The 13164-nt window shown below is 72.8% G+C and carries 16 protein-coding genes and 1 other RNA gene; 8 read left to right on the top strand and 9 right to left on the bottom strand.

The window, feature by feature from the left end; all coding sequences use genetic code 11:
* Positions 1-14: 14 nt before the first annotated feature.
* A complete protein-coding gene (locus tag L615_RS16480; RefSeq protein ID WP_222430586.1) occupies positions 15-818 on the bottom strand; it encodes a hypothetical protein in 804 nt (267 codons plus the stop codon).
* Positions 819-901: 83 nt separating this feature from the next.
* Between L615_RS16480 and L615_RS16475 the strand changes: the two genes are divergently transcribed.
* Positions 902-1348 (top strand): MmcQ/YjbR family DNA-binding protein, encoded by a 447-nt coding sequence (locus tag L615_RS16475; protein ID WP_028656294.1) that lies wholly within the window; start codon positions 902-904, stop codon positions 1346-1348.
* A 22-nt stretch (positions 1349-1370) separates the two neighbouring features.
* Here the strand turns inward: L615_RS16475 and L615_RS16470 are convergent, their stop codons facing one another.
* Positions 1371-1595: a hypothetical protein gene (locus tag L615_RS16470; RefSeq protein WP_028656295.1), complete on the bottom strand. Its 225-nt coding sequence runs from the start codon at positions 1593-1595 to the stop codon at positions 1371-1373.
* A gap of 69 nt (positions 1596-1664) precedes the next feature.
* On the opposite strand from L615_RS16470, the gene L615_RS16465 reads away from it, so the two are divergent.
* Entirely contained in the window at positions 1665-2198 is a 534-nt protein-coding gene (locus tag L615_RS16465) for a glycine cleavage system protein R (RefSeq protein WP_145725777.1), read from the top strand.
* 22 nt (positions 2199-2220) lie between these two features.
* On the opposite strand, the gene L615_RS16460 is transcribed toward L615_RS16465, so the two are convergent.
* From L615_RS16460 to L615_RS16450, 3 genes are read right to left on the bottom strand one after another with little or no spacing between them, the layout of a single operon-like run.
* On the bottom strand, positions 2221-2763 hold the full coding sequence (locus L615_RS16460) for a MarR family winged helix-turn-helix transcriptional regulator (RefSeq protein ID WP_145725776.1): 543 nt from the start codon (positions 2761-2763) through the stop codon (positions 2221-2223).
* A complete protein-coding gene (locus L615_RS16455; protein WP_145725775.1) occupies positions 2760-4400 on the bottom strand; it encodes an FUSC family protein in 1641 nt (546 codons plus the stop codon). Before L615_RS16455 ends, L615_RS16460 begins: the two co-directional genes overlap by 4 nt.
* A 59-nt stretch (positions 4401-4459) precedes the next feature.
* Entirely contained in the window at positions 4460-4936 is a 477-nt protein-coding gene (locus L615_RS16450; RefSeq protein WP_145725774.1) for a MarR family winged helix-turn-helix transcriptional regulator, read from the bottom strand.
* Positions 4937-4997: 61 nt separating this feature from the next.
* Here L615_RS16450 and L615_RS16445 point away from each other — a divergent pair, with 61 nt between their 5' ends.
* Complete coding sequence (locus L615_RS16445) at positions 4998-5339, top strand: hypothetical protein (protein ID WP_028656299.1); 342 nt, start codon at positions 4998-5000, stop codon at positions 5337-5339.
* 43 nt (positions 5340-5382) lie between these two features.
* Here the strand turns inward: L615_RS16445 and rnpB are convergent.
* Positions 5383-5766, bottom strand: an RNA gene (rnpB, locus tag L615_RS16440) — RNase P RNA component class A.
* Positions 5767-5818: 52 nt separating this feature from the next.
* Between rnpB and L615_RS16435 the strand changes: the two genes are divergently transcribed.
* Complete coding sequence (locus L615_RS16435) at positions 5819-6259, top strand: M48 family metallopeptidase (RefSeq protein WP_051485949.1); 441 nt, start codon at positions 5819-5821, stop codon at positions 6257-6259.
* Here the strand turns inward: L615_RS16435 and L615_RS16430 are convergent.
* From L615_RS16430 to L615_RS16420, 3 genes are read right to left on the bottom strand one after another with little or no spacing between them, the layout of a single operon-like run.
* Positions 6243-7028 carry a transglutaminase family protein gene (locus L615_RS16430; RefSeq protein ID WP_222430585.1) on the bottom strand — a complete coding sequence of 262 codons (786 nt, stop codon included), beginning with the start codon at positions 7026-7028 and terminating at the stop codon, positions 6243-6245. The two genes, L615_RS16435 and L615_RS16430, sit on opposite strands and share 17 nt — an antisense overlap.
* Before the next feature lie 2 nt (positions 7029-7030).
* Positions 7031-7981 carry an alpha-E domain-containing protein gene (locus tag L615_RS16425; protein WP_145725773.1) on the bottom strand — a complete coding sequence of 317 codons (951 nt, stop codon included), beginning with the start codon at positions 7979-7981 and terminating at the stop codon, positions 7031-7033.
* Complete coding sequence (locus tag L615_RS16420; protein ID WP_028656303.1) at positions 7981-9498, bottom strand: circularly permuted type 2 ATP-grasp protein; 1518 nt, start codon at positions 9496-9498, stop codon at positions 7981-7983. The genes L615_RS16425 and L615_RS16420 overlap by 1 nt, the downstream gene beginning before the upstream one ends.
* A gap of 79 nt (positions 9499-9577) precedes the next feature.
* On the opposite strand from L615_RS16420, the gene L615_RS16415 reads away from it, so the two are divergent.
* From L615_RS16415 to L615_RS16400, 4 genes are all read left to right on the top strand, one after another.
* Positions 9578-9772, top strand: coding sequence for a hypothetical protein (locus L615_RS16415; protein WP_028656304.1), 195 nt, complete (start codon positions 9578-9580; stop codon positions 9770-9772).
* The gene (locus L615_RS16410) at positions 9773-10081 is read left to right on the top strand and encodes a hypothetical protein (protein ID WP_051485951.1); all 309 of its coding nucleotides are present in this window, start codon (positions 9773-9775) and stop codon (positions 10079-10081) included.
* Between the two features lie 68 nt (positions 10082-10149).
* Positions 10150-10710 carry an HhH-GPD-type base excision DNA repair protein gene (locus L615_RS16405; protein WP_028656306.1) on the top strand — a complete coding sequence of 187 codons (561 nt, stop codon included), beginning with the start codon at positions 10150-10152 and terminating at the stop codon, positions 10708-10710.
* Between the two features lie 113 nt (positions 10711-10823).
* A complete protein-coding gene (locus L615_RS16400; RefSeq protein WP_028656307.1) occupies positions 10824-12350 on the top strand; it encodes an RNA polymerase sigma factor in 1527 nt (508 codons plus the stop codon).
* Positions 12351-13164 lie beyond the last annotated feature (814 nt).

Genomic DNA, 13164 nt, shown 5'->3' with positions numbered 1-13164 from the left:
GGTGCGGGCAAAGCTCAGACGTGGCCGCTGAGCTGGGCGAGCCGCTTCGCGAGCGCGTCGACCAGTGCGTCGGCCTGCTTCGGCGGCAGCGCCGAACCCTTCTCGCCGCCCTGGCTCGACACCGGGAGCACGTCGACCGACAGCCGAGCGCCGCCCGCGAGGGCGCGCAGCTCGTCCACCTTGTCGCCGAACGGGCTGCCGCTGCCGGGGGAGTAGTAGCGGACGACCTCGTCGAGCTGGTCGGGGAAGAGGTCGGCCTTGGTCACCGCGATCACCAGCCACACGGGCTTGTCCCGGCGCACCGCCATCGATGCGATCCGGTGCGCGGTGATCGTCCAGTCCTCGAGCTCGGCGGCCAGCTGCTCGTCCCGGGACGCGTCCGCCGTCCCCGTCGTGCCGGCGGGGCGCCGCGGCGTGGCGTAGCCGTTGGCGACGACGTGGATGACGCCGTCGACCGGCTCGTCGTGGAAGACCTCGTCGAGCGCGCCCAGGCGGGTGGCGGCGTTGTCGCCGGGCACGACGAGGAACCGGAACCCGGAGAGCCGGCGCGAGCGGTGGGTCCGACGCTCCATCACTGCCGAGCCGACGTCGGCCGCGCTGCTGTCGGTGCTGCGCCGCGCGAGCCGGTCCGCGAGCTGGCTCTTGCCGACACCGGTCATCCCCGTGACCGCCACGGTCGGGAACCGGCGACGCAGCAGCCGGCGCGCGCGGTCGGGCGCGGCGGCGATGCCGCCCAGCAACCCGGTCGCGACCGTCGCGCCGACGGCGGCACGGCTGGAGCGGGGCAGGATCGTCCGGTAGCGAGCGGTTCGGGACACGACGCCTCCTCGGGCTGCCATCGGTGACCGGTTCGCCCCGAGCCTACGGTCCGGCCCCGAGCGCACCGGCCTACGCTGGCGGGATGGCCAGGAGGAAGGCACGGCCGGCGACAGTCGACGACGTGCACCGGCTCGCGCTCGCGATGCCGCACGTCGCGGTCGTCGAGGGCACCAGGGGACGCCCGGTCTACCAGGTGGGCGGCAGGTCCTTCGTCTTCTTCCGCAACCCACGCCCGGACGCGTTCGACCCGGGCACGGGCGAGCGGTACGACGACGTGATCGTCCTGTGGGTCGCGGACCTGGGTGAGAAGGAAGCCCTCGTGCAGGACCCGTCGACGCCGTTCTTCACCACGCCGCACTTCGACGGCCACCCGTCCGTCCTCGTCCGGGGCAGCCGGGTCGGAGAGCTGGACCACGACGAGCTGGCCGAGGTCGTGCAGGAGGCCTGGCTCGCGCGGGCGTCGCGGACCCGTGCCGCGCGGTGGCTGGCCGAGCACGGAGGCAGCGCCTCGGGTCCCGCCACGCCCTGAGTGCCGGCCGGGGGGAGAGCGGCTACTGGCGCGGGCGCAGGCAGACGAAGCCGAGCGCCACCCCGATGCCCGCGACCAGCGGGCCGAGGATGCTGAGGCCCTTGGACTGCTCGTCGCCGATGACACCCCACGACACCAGCGTCAGGTAGGCGCCCGCCAGCGTCATGAACACCGCGATCGGCAGGCCGACGGCGAGCGCCGGCCACCGGGAGGGCCGGCCGTAGCGGGGGTCGTCGTGCGGAGGCATGCCGCCATTCTCCGGCACCACCCGGCCCGGCGGGCGACAGGGTGCGGGCGGCTCTCCTAGCCTGCACCCATGGCGACTTTCACCCTCACCTGCATCGGCGACGACCGCGCGGGCCTGGTCTCCGACCTCTCCGGCCCGATCCGTGCCCACGGCGCCAGCTGGAACCGCAGCCAGATGGCGCGGCTGGGCGGCAAGTTCGCCGGGATCCTCCTGATCGACGTGCCGGACGCGGCCGCCGACGCCCTCCTCGCCGACCTCGCCGCCCTCGACTCGGTGGGCCTGCACGTCACCTTCGAGCGCACCGACGCCGTCGAGGACGCAGGCGCCACCGTCCGCTGGACCCTCGAGCTGCTCGGCGCCGACCGGCCGGGCATCGTCGCCGAGATCTCGTCGGCCCTCGCGGCCCAGCAGGTCAGCATCGAGGAGCTCGAGACCGACGTCCGCGAGGCACCGATGGCCGGTGGCCACCTCTTCGAGGCGAAGGCCGTCCTCGCTGCCCCGCCCGGCGCGGCCGCAGACACCGTCCGCACCCTGCTCGAGGCGATCGCCGACGAGCTCATGGTCGACATCAGCCTCGACGCCGGAGCCTCGGCGGCCAGCTGACCGGAGGGCCGTCGTACGACGCTCAGCGGGTGGGGCCGGCGCGCCCCTCGAGCTGGACGAGCAGTGCCGACAGCAGGTCGGCGAGCCGCGCGGCGTCCTCAGGGGCCAGGTCGGTGAGCAGCTCCCTGTCTGCGTCGAGCTGGACCGGGAGGTAGTCGGCGTGGAGCCGGGCACCGGCGTCGGTGAGGCTGATCCGCACGATGCGGCGGTCGCGGTCGTCGACGCGGCGCTCGACGAGGCCGCGCTCCTGCAGGGCCTTGACCCGCTTCGTGATCGCGGCGCCGGAGGCGAAGGTCTCGCGCGCGATCTCGGTCGGGGACATCTCGCGCCCGGACCGGCGGAGCAGTCCGAGCAGGTCGAACTCGGCGCGGGTGAGGCCGGCGCCGTCGAGGTGCTGGTCGGTCGCGGCCAGCAGGGTCGCGATCCGGTTGACCCGGCCGATGACCTCGATCGGTCCCAGGTCCAGCTCGGGGGCGACCGCCTGCCACTGGGCGAGGGCGCGGGCGACCGCGTCGTTGCGGGACGTGGCACCCGGACGGGCCGGCGGGGGAGCGCTGTCGGTCATCGCGACGCATCCTGCCGCAGCGCGACCAGCGCCTCGTGGGCGCGCTCGGTCGCGGCCGTGGCGGCGGCCTCGTCGTGGCGGCGGGACCACCACTCGCCGCTCGCGTGCAGCGCGGCCTGCCGGAGGGCGGCGTGCTCGTCGTAGATGTGCCGGCGCAGGCGCGCGGCCTGCCCGGGTGACGACCCGGGACCGGCGGCCAGCGCCAGGGCGGCGGCGTCCTCGAGGGCGCCGACGTGGTGGACGACCCGGCGGTGGAGGTGCGGGTTCGGCACGATGACGGCCGCGACCAGCCCGAGCGCCACGCCGAGCAGGGTGTCGAGCAGCCGGTCGGACACCAGCTCGCCGGCCGGGTGCACGTGGCCGAACTCCGTGATCAGCAGCGCCATCGGCGTCACCAGCACCTGGCCCAGGAGGTAGCTGCGGGGGATCACGAGCTCGACGACGGCGTTGAGGGTGAGCACCAGCGCGACCATGACCAGCGGGTCGCGGTGGGCGAGCGGGGCCAGCGCGACGAACAGCAGCACCCCGAGCGCGGTGCCGCCCGCCCGTGCGGGAGCCCGCTGCCAGGTGAGGGTCCGGTCGGGCAGCATGATCGCCGCCGCGGTGACCACGGCCCAGTAGGGCCGGCCCACGCCGAGCAGGTGGGACAGGCTCGCGGCGGCGAGGCAACCGACGAGCACGCGCAGGAGGTACGGCGTGTAGCGCGAGCCCGGCCGGAGTGCGGCCAGGACCGGGTGGCGGGTCGCGAAGGTCGGCGCCACCGGCCGCGTGACCGCCGGGACGTGGGGCGGTGCGGTCGGCACTGCCGGCGGCGGGAGCTCGCCGTTGCGGCCCTTGATGAGCACCGCGTCGGCACGCAGGCGCTCCGCCGCCACCGCGGCCGGGTCGACGAGGACCCGCTCGGCGGCCGCGAGGTGGGCGGCCAGCGCGCGGCGGATCGGGTGGTGCGCCCCGGGAGCGGCGAGGCAGTGCGCGGCGTCGCGCACCGCGGTGACGAGGGCTCCGCGGGTGGCTGCATCCGGCGCGTCGACGTACGCCGCCGCCGCGTCCAGCGCGACGGCGACCGCGCGTCGTTCCGGGCCGTAGGGGCGCACCACGCCCGGAGCCATGACCACCAGCCAGCCCACCAGGGCCGAGCCCGCCGCGAGCCCCAGGTGGCCGGGCACCTGGCCCCACTGCTCGGGGGAGAAGGTGAGGCCGGAGAAGACGAAGATCGGGAGCATGGGACCGGGTGGACCGACGGTCGACGCCTCGCCCACGACCTTGGTGACGGCAGCGAGCACCGCGACCACGACGATGTGCGCCACCACCGACGTGGTCGACGCGGCAGCCGCCAGGCTCACCGCCACGCCCGCGGTCCAGGCCGCGACCAGGCGCAGGTGCAGCAGCGCCCGCCGCCGGTAGGGCACCGCGTGGCAGTAGACCGCCACCAGCGACCCGGACAGCGCGCAGGCGGTCAGGTCGAGCCGGTCGAACGCGGCCAGCACCAGGGCCGGGACCAGGCCGGCGACGAGCACGCTCAGCGCCGGCTTGTGCCACGGGTGGTGGGGCAGCCGCGCCACCCGGAGGACGGGCGCGACGCTCAGCGTCGCAGGGACGCGGGCCGCCGACGGGCTGGCAGGAGGACGGGCGGACATCCAAGAAGGTTAACAGGTGCTTTACTCGTGAAGCATTTTCCGGCTCGGGCGCGGCGGACTCAGCCCTTCGCGGCGGCGATGACGGTGGTGAGCCGGTCGTGCAGGTCCATCAGGTCCTCGACCGGCAGCCCCAGCCGCTCGACGATGCCGGCGGGTATCGACTCCGCTTTCGTGCGGAGCGCGCGGCCCTGGTCGGTGAGGACCACGGCGAGGGCGCGCTCGTCCCTGGGGTCGCGCTCCCGCCGGACGTAGCCGGCCGCCTCGAGGCGCTTGAGCAAGGGGGAGAGCGTGCCCGGGTCGAGCTCGAGGAGGCGCGAGAGCTCGGAGACCCGGCGCGGCTGCTCCTCCCAGAGCGCCAGCATCACCAGGTACTGCGGGTGGGTGAGGCCGAGCGGCTCCAGGAAGGGCCGGTAGAGCGCGACCACGCTCCGGGAGGCGATCGCCAGTGCGAAGCAGACCTGCTGGTCCAAGGCGAGCGGGTTGTCGGGCAGATCACCCTGCCTGCTGTCCCTACGGGGATGAACCGGGCGCGTCATGACGTTAGTCTACCAATAGTTGGGGCACCAACTACTTTGGACAGTGACCAAGGAGCTTGCCATGACAGAAGTCGCCAGCCGCCCCCGCCGCCGCCACCTGATGGACCCGGCGAACCCGGTGCGTCCGGTCAACGACCGCTCGCTCACCCAGGTCCAGCGCTACGTCATGTCCACGCTGGTCGTCTTCACCGCAGCCCACCTGGCCGCCGGCGTCGTCCTCGCCGCGATGGAGGCCGCCGAGACCGCGCAGGCGGCACGGATCGGGCTCAACGTCATCGCGGGTGCGTTCATGGCGATCGCCGTCGTGGCTGCCCGTGCCATCCACCGGCGCACGCCGCTGACCGTGTGGCTGCTGGTCGCCCCGGCGACGACCGCGCTGGGCCTCTGGATCACCCTGCGCTGACCGTGCGCACCGGCGAGCCTGCCGCGACGGGCCGGGTCGAGGTGGGACGGGCTGGCCTGTAAGCCGGGTTCTGTCCCTGTTGCCAGGGGGCGACCATCCATCTGGGGCTGCCGTTGCCGACAGCCTCGAGCGACCTACCCGCACACTCGGGCGAGCAGCCCTTCCGGCCGGAGCCTGCGTGTGCTGTCTGGTCTTGCTCCGGGTGGGGTTTGCCGAGCTGTACCGGTCACCCGGTGCACTGGTGGGCTCTTACTCCACCGTTTCACCCTTGCCGCGCCCCGAGGGGCGAGGCGGTCTGTTCTCTGTGGCACTGTCCCGCGGGTCACCCCGGGTGGGTGTTACCCACCACCCTGCTCTGTGGAGCCCGGACTTTCCTCGGGACCCGACGCCTCGCGGCGATGGGTCACGCGGTCGCCCGGCCAGCCCGTCCGCAGGTCACTCTAGGGAACAACCGCCGCGCGCGGACAGTTGAGGCTGGCATGGAAGAGACGACGCAGCCCGAGGTCCGCATCCAGGCGCCCGCGATCGTCTTCCCGGGCGCCACCTCCCGCCACGAGACGGCGTACCGCACCGCCCACGACCTGCTCGGCCGGCGTGCGCCCAGGGAGGCGCTCGAGGTCATCGAGCCCGCGCTGGAGGAGGAGCCGACCAACCGCGGCCTCCGCTCACTGCGGGTGTGGGCCTACCTGATGCGCGCCCAGCTGCAGAAGGCGCACGACGAGCTCGTCGAGCTGGTCGCCGAGGACCCCTCGGACGCCTGGTCGCGGCACGCCCTCGGCCGCGCGCTCGAGCGCCAGTCCCGCTACGCCGAGGCCCTGCCTCACCTGCGCCTCGCCGCTGCCATGACCGGCGACCCCGAGCACGAGTACGACGTGCTGCGGGTCGAGCGGCTGGCCGGCCAGATCACGCCAGGCGGGTGACCTCCACGTCGACCGTGAGGTTGGCGGTCTGCGCGCCGGCGTAAATCCCGCGCAGGGGCGGGACGTCGGTGTAGTCGCGGCCGTGGCCGATGGCGACGTAGCGGTCGTCCGGGGCGCGGTCAGCGGTCGGGTCCCACCCGCGCCAGCCGTCGTCCCACCACTCCAGCCACGCCCGCGACTCGCTGGCGACGGTCTCGCCGACGACCGGGGCGTCGCCGGGGTGGACGTAGCCGGAGACGTAGCGCGCGGGGATGCCGAGGCTGCGCAGCCCGCCGATGGCCAGGTGCACCACCTCCTGGCAGGCCCCGGCCTGCTCGCCGGCCAGCCGGCACACCGCCAGCGCAGCCTCCCCGGGCAGCGCCGACCGGGCGCCGACCTCCTCGACCGAGGTCGCCAGCTCGACAGGCGGGGCGACCAGGTCGGGCAGGACGAGGTACTCCGTCCACCGGTCGCTGACCTCGCGCGCCACGTAGGCCTCCCACCCGGCCGACGGCTCCGGCGTGGCGCCGTCGCGGCTGACCTGCACCGTCGAGCTCGCCGTCACGGTCATCAGCTCGTGTGGGTCCACCACCTCGAAGACGGTGACCGCCGTGCCGAAGTAGTCGGTGTAGGTGTGGGTCCACGGCGTCGGGCTGATGTCGAGCCGGTGGTGCACGACGATCTGCTCCGGCGTGATCGCCGGCGCCATCCGCGCCTGGTTGTACGACGCCATGGCGGGTCCGTCGTAGACGTACTCCGAGCGGTGCACGATCCGCAGCTGCATGCTCATGGTCAGCCGACCCCCTTCCAGGCGAGGGCCTCGGCCCCGGCGAAGTAGCGCCGCCCGATCGCGTCGGTCGCCGCGGCGCAGGTGCGTTGCAGCCGCTCCATCTCGTCGGGCAGCGTCTCGACGAGGTCGGAGAGCGAGCGGTACTCCAGCTCTGCGCGCATCCGGCCGATCAGCCGCTGCGCCTCGTCCTGGAAGCCCGCCCGGCGCGGGTCGCCGGAGAGGTTGGTGAGTGCCTGCTCGGCGCGGTCGAGCGCGAACACGACCGAGCGCGGGAAGAGGCGGTCCAACAGCAGGAACTCCGCGGCGGCACGGTCGGTCTCGATCCCGCGGTAGGTGCGGAGGAAGGCGTCGTAGGCGCCGGACGCGCGCAGCGCCGAGGTCCACTGCCCGGTGCCGCTGGACAGCGCGGTCGTGGCGACGAGCCGGGAGGACATGTCGGCGCGCTCGATGCTGCGGCCGAGCACGATGAACTGCCAGCCCTCGTCGCGGGTCATCGTGGCGTCCGCGGTGCCGTTGATCAGTGCGGCCCGCTCGCGCACCCAGCTGAACACGTAGGGCGGGCGCAGGGTCTGGAAGTGTCCCGACGGGATCGGGCGCCAGGTCGTGTTGATGACCTCCCACAGGGGCACGGTCAGCGTCTCCCGGGCGCCGCGCGCGGCCTCGCGGGCGAAGCCGATGATGGCGGCGATCGAGCTCGGCGACCCGGTGTCGTAGGCCAGCAGCCGCAGCACCTGGTCGATGGTCACGTCGCCGTACAGGTCGACGCCCGCGGCAGCGGCCTGCTCGTCCTCGATGCCCATGCACGACAGCAGGTCGCGGCAGGTCTGCGCCTCGTCGACCGTGGCGTCCTCCAGCAGCAGCTGGGTCTGCACGTCGAGGATCCGCGCGGTGTCGTCGGCGCGCTCGATGTAGCGCCCGATCCAGAACAGCGACTCGGCGATCCGGCTCAGCATCACGACGCCTCCGTGCCGGTCTGCTGGGCCTGGTGCTGGCCCTGGTCGTGGCCTTGCTGGCCCTGGTGCTGCCGTTGCTCCGCGGCCGGCCCGGCCAGCACCCAGGTGTCCTTGGTGCCGCCGCCGCGCGAGGAGTTCACGATCAGCTCGCCTTTGCCGAGTGCGACCCGGGTCAGCCCACCCGGCAGCACCCACACCCGGTTGCCGTCGTTGACCGCGAACGGGCGCAGGTCGACGTGGCGGGGGCCGAGCTCGCCGTCCACGAAGGTCGGCACCGTGGACAGCTGCACCACCGGCTGCGCGATCCACGACCGCGGGTCCGCCAGGACCTTGCCGCGCAGCTCGTCGAGCTCCTCGCGGGTGGCGCGCGGGCCGATCACGATGCCCTTGCCGCCCGATCCGTCCACCGGCTTCAGGACGAGCTCGTCGAGCCGGTCGAGCACCTCCTCGCGCGCCTCCGGCTCCCCGCAGCGCCAGGTGTCGACGTTGCGGATCACCGGGTCCTCGCCGAGGTAGTAGCGGATGATGTCGGGCATGTAGGTGTAGACGAGCTTGTCGTCGGCCACGCCGTTGCCGACCGCGTTCGCGATCGTGACGTTGCCGGCCCGCGCCGCGTCGATCAGCCCCGGGCAGCCGAGCATCGAGTCCGCGCGGAAGTGCACCGGGTCGAGGAAGTCGTCGTCGACGCGGCGGTAGATCACGTGCACCGGGGCCAGCCCCTTCGTCGTGCGCATCATCACCTCGCCGCGACGGCAGACCAGGTCGCGGCCCTCGACGAGCTCGACGCCCATCGTGCGCGCCAGCAGGGTGTGCTCGAAGTAGGCGCCGTTGTAGACGCCCGGGGTGAGCACCACGACCGTCGGGTCGGTGACGCCGGCGGGGGCGGCCGCCCGCAGCGCAGCCAGCAGACGCTGCGGGTAGCTGGCCACCGGCCGGATCCGGTGCTGGGCGATGGCCTCGGGCAGCGCCGCCGAGATCGCGCGCCGGCTGGTCATCACGTACGACACCCCGGACGGGATCCGCACGTTGTCCTCGAGCACTCGGAACTCGCCGTTGTTGTCGCGGATCAGGTCGATGCCCGACACGTGCACCCGCACGCCGTTGGCGGGGCGGATCGTCGAGGCCTGCCGGTGGAAGTGCGAGCTGGTGGTGATCACCTGGCGGGGGAGCACGCCGTCCTCGAAGACCCGGCCGGCGTCGTACACGTCGGCGAGGAGCATCTCCAGCGCCTTCACCCGCTGCTGGAGCCCCTTCTCGATCGTGGTCCAGGTGTCCATCTCGATGACCCGCGGCAGGATGTCGAGCGGCATCGCCCGTTCCTCGCCGCCGATGTCGAAGGTGATGCCCTGGTCGAGGTAGCTGGCCTGCAGCGCCTCCACCCGGCTGATCAGCTCGGGGGTGCTCATCTTGTCGAGCGAGTCGCGCATGCGCAGGTACGGCGGGCGCAGCTGGTCGCCGTCGAACATCTCGTCGTAGGCCGGCCCGCTGGTCCCGTAGCCCTCGAACATCGTGCTCATGTCGTGACACTAGCCGTGGTGGGTGACGCGGGTGTTGCGCGACGCGACGTGCCGGCCACGGGGGAGTAGGTTTCGGGCCATGGCGAATGAAGGCGAGTTCTGGTTCTGCCTCAAGCACCACGCCGTCGAGGGCGTCGACGGGTGCCCCAACAAGGACCGCCTCGGTCCCTACCCGAGCCACGCGGAGGCGGCGCGGGCCCTCGAGAAGGCGGCCGAGCGCACCCAGGCCTGGGACGAGGACCCGGACTGGAACGACGACGCAGGGGAGCGGTAGTTGCTCCGTCGCCGACGCCGGGTCCGCCCGGTCGCCATCGACCCTGCCACCGGCGAGCAGATCTCGCCCCTGCCGTTCATCGGCCTGGTGCTCGTCCTGTCGTCACTCTTCCTCTACGGGTTCTCCGGCCTGCTCGCCCCGGTCTGGGCGGTCGTCGTCCTGCTGCTGACCTGGCTGGCGATGTTCGTGCTCTGCTTCGCCTGGTGGAAGCCGCACCCCCGGCGCGTGCTCGCCCTCGGCATCGTCTCGTGGGCGTGGTGGTTCGTCGCCATCACCGCCGGCGGCATCCTGCTCGACTGGACGGCCTGACGTGCCCGACCGCGCCCCGGGCGGGATCGCCGGGTCGACCGCCTGAACGGCTGCGGCAGGATGGCCCCATGGCCATCCACATCACCGACGACCCGGCTGCCGACGAGCTGCTGACGACCAACCCCTTCGCCCTGCTCGCCGGGATGATGCTGGACCAGCAGTACCCGATGGAGCACGCCTTCATGGGTCCGCAGAAGGTGGTCAGTCGGCTGGGCGGCTTCGACCCGGCCGCGATCGCGGGCGCCGACCCCGAGGAGTTCAAGGAGCTCTGCAGCGTGCCGCCGGCGATCCACCGGTTCCCGGGCTCGATGGCGGCCCGCCTGCAGGAGCTCGCCCGCATCGTCGTCGACGAGTACGACGGCGACGCCTCCCGGATCTGGACCGAGGCCACCGACGGCAAGGACCTCGCCAAGCGGCTCCAGGCCCTGCCGGGCTTCGGTGCCCAGAAGGCGAAGATCTTCGTCGCCCTCGTCGCCAAGCAGCTCGGCGTCCGGCCCGACGGCTGGGAGAAGGCCGCCGGTGACTACGCGCTCGAGGGCTACCGCTCCGTCGCCGACGTCGTCGACCGTGACTCGCTGCAGAAGGTGCGCGACTACAAGAAGATGAAGAAGGCCGCCGCGAAGGCCTGACGCACCCGGGGAGTGCCCGGATGCCGAAGGGCTTCGGACCCCGTGGCAGAATGAGATCTGCGGTCTTGACGCCTCCGGGCCTCGCCGCGCCCTAGACCCGCCAGTATCGAGAGGTGTTCGTGTCCTCGAACCGTTCGGTCCCGCCCGCCGTGCTCACCCACCCGTCCATCGTCGCGCTCGTCGAGCGCGGCACGCCTGCCGGAAAGGTGACCGCCGAGGAGGTTCGCCAGGCGTTCGCCGCGGCTGACGTCGCCCCGGCCCACCTGAAGTCGTTGATGGCCCACCTCGCCGGACTCGGGATCTCCGTCGAGCTGGGCGCGCCCGCCGAGCAGCGCGCGGTCGCCGCCGCCCGCAAGACGGCCGCGAGCACCGCCACCACCGCGAAGAAGACGCCGGCCAAGAAGGCCGCAGCCCCCGCGGCGAAGAAGGCGGCGGCGCCGGCCAAGAAGGCCGCGGCGCCGAAGGCGGCGGCCCCCAAGGCCGCCAAGGCGGCCAAGGGCGGCGAGAAGGCGGCCGCGGAGGCCGAGGTCGTCGACCTCGCCGAGGTGACCGTCGTCGGCCCCGACGGCAAGAAGGTGCTGCCGGACCTCCCCGACGAGCAGTTCGAGAAGGACGTCGCGGCCGACCCCACCATCAAGGAGGACGAGGAGGAGGCCACGGCCACCTCGTCGTTCGTGGTCTCCGCCGCCGACGACACCGACGAGCCGGCCCAGCAGGTCATGGTCGCCGGTGCGACCGCCGACCCGGTCAAGGACTACCTCAAGCAGATCGGCAAGGTCCCGCTGCTCAACGCCGAGATGGAGGTCGAGCTCGCCAAGCGGATCGAGGCCGGCCTGTTCTCCGAGGAGAAGCTCGCGAAGGGCGGCAAGATCTCGCCGAAGCTCCAGGAAGAGCTCGAGTGGATCGCCGAGGACGGCCGCCGCGCGAAGAACCACCTGCTCGAGGCCAACCTGCGCCTCGTCGTCTCGCTCGCCAAGCGCTACACCGGCCGCGGCATGCTCTTCCTGGACCTGATCCAGGAGGGCAACCTGGGCCTCATCCGCGCGGTCGAGAAGTTCGACTACACCAAGGGCTACAAGTTCTCGACCTACGCCACCTGGTGGATCCGCCAGGCCATCACCCGCGCGATGGCCGACCAGGCCCGCACCATCCGCATCCCGGTGCACATGGTCGAGGTCATCAACAAGCTCGCCCGCGTCCAGCGGCAGATGCTCCAGGACCTGGGCCGCGAGCCCACCCCGGAGGAGCTCGCCAAGGAGCTCGACATGACCCCCGAGAAGGTCGTCGAGGTCCAGAAGTACGGCCGCGAGCCGATTTCTCTGCACACCCCGCTCGGCGAGGACGGGGACTCGGAGTTCGGTGACCTCATCGAGGACTCCGAGGCGATCGTCCCCGCCGACGCGGTCAGCTTCACGCTGCTGCAGGAGCAGCTGCACGCCGTCCTCGACACGCTCTCCGAGCGCGAGGCGGGCGTCGTCAGCATGCGCTTCGGCCTGACCGACGGCCAGCCGAAGACCCTCGACGAGATCGGCAAGGTCTACGGCGTCACCCGCGAGCGGATCCGCCAGATCGAGTCGAAGACCATGTCGAAGCTGCGCCACCCCTCCCGCTCCCAGGTGCTCCGGGACTACCTCGACTAGCGCGAGCGCGTCGCCTGTCGACGGAAGCCGCACGGGCGCTCGCAAGCTCGGCCCGCGGGCATCCGTCGACGCGCCTTCGGCGCGGGCGCCGCGCTGCCGCGCGCGCGGTTGGCTTGCGCAGGTCCTGCCTCCGCCTGGCGGCAGGCCGGGCGTAGGTGGTCGGTGCGCGCCCCCGGTGGTTGAGGTGCGACGAGCGCCAGCGAGGAGCCTCGAAACCTCCGGGCCTGTCAGGCGGGCTGTGGCGGGCACAGTCGGGTGGACCGGGGCCGCTGGCTCCGACGTTCGGCGCTGGGGCGCCTCGCTGGCTGGTGGCGCGAGCGCGTCGCCTGTCGAGGGCGGCGCGCAGGCACTCGCAAGCTCGGCCCGCACTTGCCCTCGACGCGCCTTCGGCGCGGGCGCCGCGCTGCCGCGCGCGCCGTTGGCTCCGGTGCGTGGCTGAGTTCGCCTGGCGGCAAGCCTCGGGTTGGCTGCGCCGGACTCCCGGTGGTTGAGGTGCGACGAGCGCCAGCGAGGAGCCTCGAAACGGTGAGGATGTGGGGAGTGCTCCGGGGTGGGTTCTGACTTGCCTCGAAACTGACGGCTCTGGTCTGTCTTGAAGTGGACGTGTCGGCCTGTCCCCGGGGCGCGTGACCTAGCCATAAGGGCGCCGTGAGGAGGGATCGGACCGGRCGACTGTGACTTGATAGGAACCTGCTGCGATCAAAGCGTTGGCTCTTCACCGTTGTGTCCGCCGCCCGGCCCGATGAAGTCATCCTCCACAAAGTGAAGGAGACAGATCGCGTGACCAGCATGACCACCCCCACCCCGACCGAAC

Origin of the sequence: Nocardioides sp. J9, from assembly GCF_007829375.1 — a bacterium.
Classification (GTDB): domain Bacteria; phylum Actinomycetota; class Actinomycetes; order Propionibacteriales; family Nocardioidaceae; genus Nocardioides.
The sequence above is the reverse complement of the archived record's forward strand: the minus strand, read 5'-3'. Positions and strand labels throughout refer to the sequence as shown.

Excerpts from the sequence above, each read along its gene's own strand:
- L615_RS16475 (WP_028656294.1), top strand. The coding sequence starts at position 902 with ATGGCCAGGAGGAAGGCACGGCCGGCGACAGTCGACGACGTGCACCGG.
- L615_RS16470 (WP_028656295.1), bottom strand. The coding sequence starts at position 1,595 with ATGCCTCCGCACGACGACCCCCGCTACGGCCGGCCCTCCCGGTGGCCG.
- L615_RS16465 (WP_145725777.1), top strand. The coding sequence starts at position 1,665 with ATGGCGACTTTCACCCTCACCTGCATCGGCGACGACCGCGCGGGCCTG.
- L615_RS16460 (WP_145725776.1), bottom strand. The coding sequence starts at position 2,763 with ATGACCGACAGCGCTCCCCCGCCGGCCCGTCCGGGTGCCACGTCCCGC.
- L615_RS16455 (WP_145725775.1), bottom strand. The coding sequence starts at position 4,400 with ATGTCCGCCCGTCCTCCTGCCAGCCCGTCGGCGGCCCGCGTCCCTGCG.
- L615_RS16450 (WP_145725774.1), bottom strand. The coding sequence starts at position 4,936 with ATGACGCGCCCGGTTCATCCCCGTAGGGACAGCAGGCAGGGTGATCTG.
- L615_RS16445 (WP_028656299.1), top strand. The coding sequence starts at position 4,998 with ATGACAGAAGTCGCCAGCCGCCCCCGCCGCCGCCACCTGATGGACCCG.
- L615_RS16435 (WP_051485949.1), top strand. The coding sequence starts at position 5,819 with ATGGAAGAGACGACGCAGCCCGAGGTCCGCATCCAGGCGCCCGCGATC.
- L615_RS16430 (WP_222430585.1), bottom strand. The coding sequence starts at position 7,028 with ATGAGCATGCAGCTGCGGATCGTGCACCGCTCGGAGTACGTCTACGAC.
- L615_RS16425 (WP_145725773.1), bottom strand. The coding sequence starts at position 7,981 with ATGCTGAGCCGGATCGCCGAGTCGCTGTTCTGGATCGGGCGCTACATC.
- L615_RS16420 (WP_028656303.1), bottom strand. The coding sequence starts at position 9,498 with ATGAGCACGATGTTCGAGGGCTACGGGACCAGCGGGCCGGCCTACGAC.
- L615_RS16415 (WP_028656304.1), top strand. The coding sequence starts at position 9,578 with ATGGCGAATGAAGGCGAGTTCTGGTTCTGCCTCAAGCACCACGCCGTC.
- L615_RS16405 (WP_028656306.1), top strand. The coding sequence starts at position 10,150 with ATGGCCATCCACATCACCGACGACCCGGCTGCCGACGAGCTGCTGACG.